The sequence below is a fragment of the Cesiribacter sp. SM1 genome, assembly GCF_020178975.1.
Lineage (GTDB): Bacteria > Bacteroidota > Bacteroidia > Cytophagales > Cyclobacteriaceae > Cesiribacter.
In genome coordinates this window covers 1-2,991 of the sequence record NZ_JAHXBU010000048.1, presented here as the reverse complement: position 1 = coordinate 2,991, position 2,991 = coordinate 1, and the positions used below count along the sequence as shown (strand labels likewise).

4 protein-coding genes are annotated in these 2,991 nt (G+C 38.4%); all 4 read left to right on the top strand.

All coding sequences use genetic code 11. The annotated features are described in order from the left end of the window. The first annotated feature begins 143 nt into the window (after window positions 1–143). The 4 genes from KWJ01_RS12865 to KWJ01_RS12850 all read left to right on the top strand — a co-directional run bounded on the left by KWJ01_RS12865 (window position 144) and on the right by KWJ01_RS12850 (window position 2,856). Window positions 144–623, top strand: a complete 480-nt coding sequence (locus tag KWJ01_RS12865; protein WP_224996859.1) for a hypothetical protein — start codon at window positions 144–146, stop codon at window positions 621–623. A 149-nt stretch (window positions 624–772) separates the two neighbouring features. Continuing rightward, window positions 773–1,303, top strand: coding sequence for a hypothetical protein (locus tag KWJ01_RS12860; RefSeq protein WP_224996858.1), 531 nt, complete (start codon window positions 773–775; stop codon window positions 1,301–1,303). Between the two features lie 118 nt (window positions 1,304–1,421). After that, window positions 1,422–2,132 carry an SMI1/KNR4 family protein gene (locus KWJ01_RS12855; RefSeq protein ID WP_224996857.1) on the top strand — a complete coding sequence of 237 codons (711 nt, stop codon included), beginning with the start codon at window positions 1,422–1,424 and terminating at the stop codon, window positions 2,130–2,132. Between the two features lie 148 nt (window positions 2,133–2,280). Beyond that, window positions 2,281–2,856: a DUF5025 domain-containing protein gene (locus KWJ01_RS12850; protein ID WP_224996856.1), complete on the top strand. Its 576-nt coding sequence runs from the start codon at window positions 2,281–2,283 to the stop codon at window positions 2,854–2,856. The last annotated feature ends 135 nt before the right edge of the window (window positions 2,857–2,991 follow it).

Sequence of the window (2,991 nt, the reverse complement as noted above, 5' to 3'; positions counted from 1 at the left end):
TCCAGCTTCCAACAACAGGAAAAAACCAGGGGCTGTAGAGCTCTTTGTCAATATACTACTAAACTACTACCTTAGGTCCTTAAGGAAGCTGCTGCGGGATGCCCCCGGCTCTTTCCAAAGACCGTTGTGCACAAGTAAAACCAATGCGAAACCATCGACTCATACTAGCCTTCTTGGTGCAGCTGCTCGTTTGCTTTAACGTACTCGGACAATCAGAAAAGCGCTTTAATATCATTATCCAAATCAATGATGAAATAGCAGTTGGCGGTGTAGCTAGAATTCACATTGAAGCTGACTCTGATAATGAAGCGAAAAAATGGGATGCAGGATATATACCAGGTGAATTGACTCTGCCGCTAGAGGTGATTCAATTATTAGAAACGGATAGTACAAAATCAGTAAATCTAAAATTTGTCCATTACAGCTATAAAGGCCAAAGGCAGTTCACACAGCAATATTCAATAGAACTGAACTCGACTGTTCTTAATCAGGACTATGTGATTATCAATGCTTACGACCTGACTCAAAGAAAATATAAAAAACAGTTTGAGCATTTGACGCAGGACGACACCATTTATGAATTCATATTTCCCGGCAGCGGTCGGTGGATAAGAAAAAAATAATAACCTGTGCACAACAACAGAATAAAGCAAGCTCCCCCAGTTCGTTCAGCCATTGACAATGCTATTGTCTACCTTTGCGTGGGCAAAGCAAAGGCCGGTGAAGGTCGCCTGCTTTATTCAATGGACGTTGGTGGTAATGCAATCCAATCATGGTCGACAGTCACTTCATAGAAGATCAAAGGCTTGTAAAGAAATTATTAGCTAATCTACAGCCTACTGGTAACCAAACCGGTTACTACGCAGAGTTGTACGTTGATCCAGTGACTGGTCAGGAATGGGAGAAATACGAATTTGAATATGAAGACAGTTCGACTGACGCAGTTGGACTTAGAAAATTACCGTATCCCTCGACTGATAAAATAATAGAAATTGCTCTTTTCTCACCCCATGATGATGAAGCTAACGGAGCAGCTGGGCTTCTGCTTGAGCTGGAAGATGATGAAAATGATTTTAGAGAAAAGCTTTTGAATCAAATTGAAAATAACATTGATAGGATAAGTGAGGAGAGGTATGATCTAGTCTATTGGAGGGCTCAGCTTTATGATTCTGATAATAAAAGATCAATATTAGGAAAGCATATCTCTAAAATCGAGAGTGATGCTGCTCATTATAAAGCAATGAGTAGAAGGGCGAAGCAGTTGAAGCAAAAAAAAAAAACACTACCACCAACAACAGAATAAAGCAATCGCCCTCACAGCATTTAAGAAACTGCACTACTAACCAAAATCTTTTGTACTTTAACAGAGGCCGGTGCCGGGGCGCCTGCTTTATTCAACGGACGTTCTCTGCAATTATAAAATGGAAGCACGATTCATTCTACTAATATTATTGATAACCATAGCTTGTCATGGCCAACGAAAAAATGAAAATGCTCTAAATATGGATACTGATTGGAAGACTTATAAAAGTAACATTGAGTCCACCCTTCCTATTTATTTTGAAAGATTAAAAGAAGGGGCAGATTTGGAGAAAATTCATCAATTAGAGAGCAATCTAAGCATTAAATTGCCAGAGGATTTCTTTGAAATTTATTTAGAAAATAATGGCGAAGATTCGGAATGGTTTGTTGGAGGAGTAATGTGTGGAATGAGAATGCTATCCCTCGAGGAAATAGAAAAAGAATGGAAAAGCCTCAAAGCCATTGAGGATGAGTTTAGTTTCAATAGTAATTGGACGGGGGATATAGTCCCAAAGGGAGCCATAAAGAGGAAATCATTTGACTATAAATGGATTCCAATTTTTAGTGATAACAATGGCAATTATATTGGGATAGACTTATCACCAGATTTAGAAGGGCAAAAGGGGCAAATAATTAATTTTGGAACAGATGAACATGCCCATTGTGTTTTTGCTAACTCACTTAATGACTTCCTTGGATTAATTAACAAGCAATTTGAAAATGGTGTAGTTCAGAAAGGAATATTTCAAAATGAGGAAGGCCAAAATCTACTGTTTGGATTAAGTGTGGAAAGCCATTTAATAGATGACTTGAAAAGAATGAAAAAATAACTGCAGAGAACAAAGCAAACAGGTTATTGGGCATATACTGGTAATTCGGGCTTCACAGCCATTTATAAACTAAACAGCAACCGGAAACTGATGTGCCATTAAATGCCCAACACCCAGTTTGCGGACCGTTGGCATCTATTGAATAATCATGAAACATACTTTCCAGAAATTTTTTTTACTTGTGTTTCTAGTGTCAATCATTTCATGCTGTAAGGATGATCTCCCAGACTTGAACCTTCCTGCTAAGACTGCTGAAGGCTTAAATACATTAGGATTCATCGTAAATGAAAGGATATGGGTGAACTATGGTGAGAGATGTTTTCTATTCGGTGGCTGCTCGGAGAATAAGGCACAAGCACTTTTAATTAAACAACCAGGAGGAATTTTTGAATTGATTATATCTGGTGCATATACAGTAAGAGGTAAAGAAGTTGACCAGTCTTTTTCTATTGGGGGAGAAAATATTACAACAGTGGGTATCTATACTTTGGATATTAGTAAGGGAGAAAAAATGAAGTTTGTTGCAAACAGGTACGCACACTCACGTAAATATTATGTCAATAGCACACAAAACTATCCAGTGTTAGTGATTAATCGATTCGACACAGTGAATAATGTAATAGCTGGTGAATTCAAAGGAATATTGTATAATCCTGCTGAGCCATCTGATATAGTAGAAATAAAAGAAGGAAGGTTTGATATAGAACTTGAGTATAAAAAATAAAACAGATGCCAATCGAGTAGACGGCCAGTGAGCTGAAGGCCCACTGGTGCGCCTCTCACACCACTGTACGTACGGGCCTCGTATACAGCGGTTCGTTAAGTTTTGGGGATACACTTTGATAGTAGGACAGTAGAG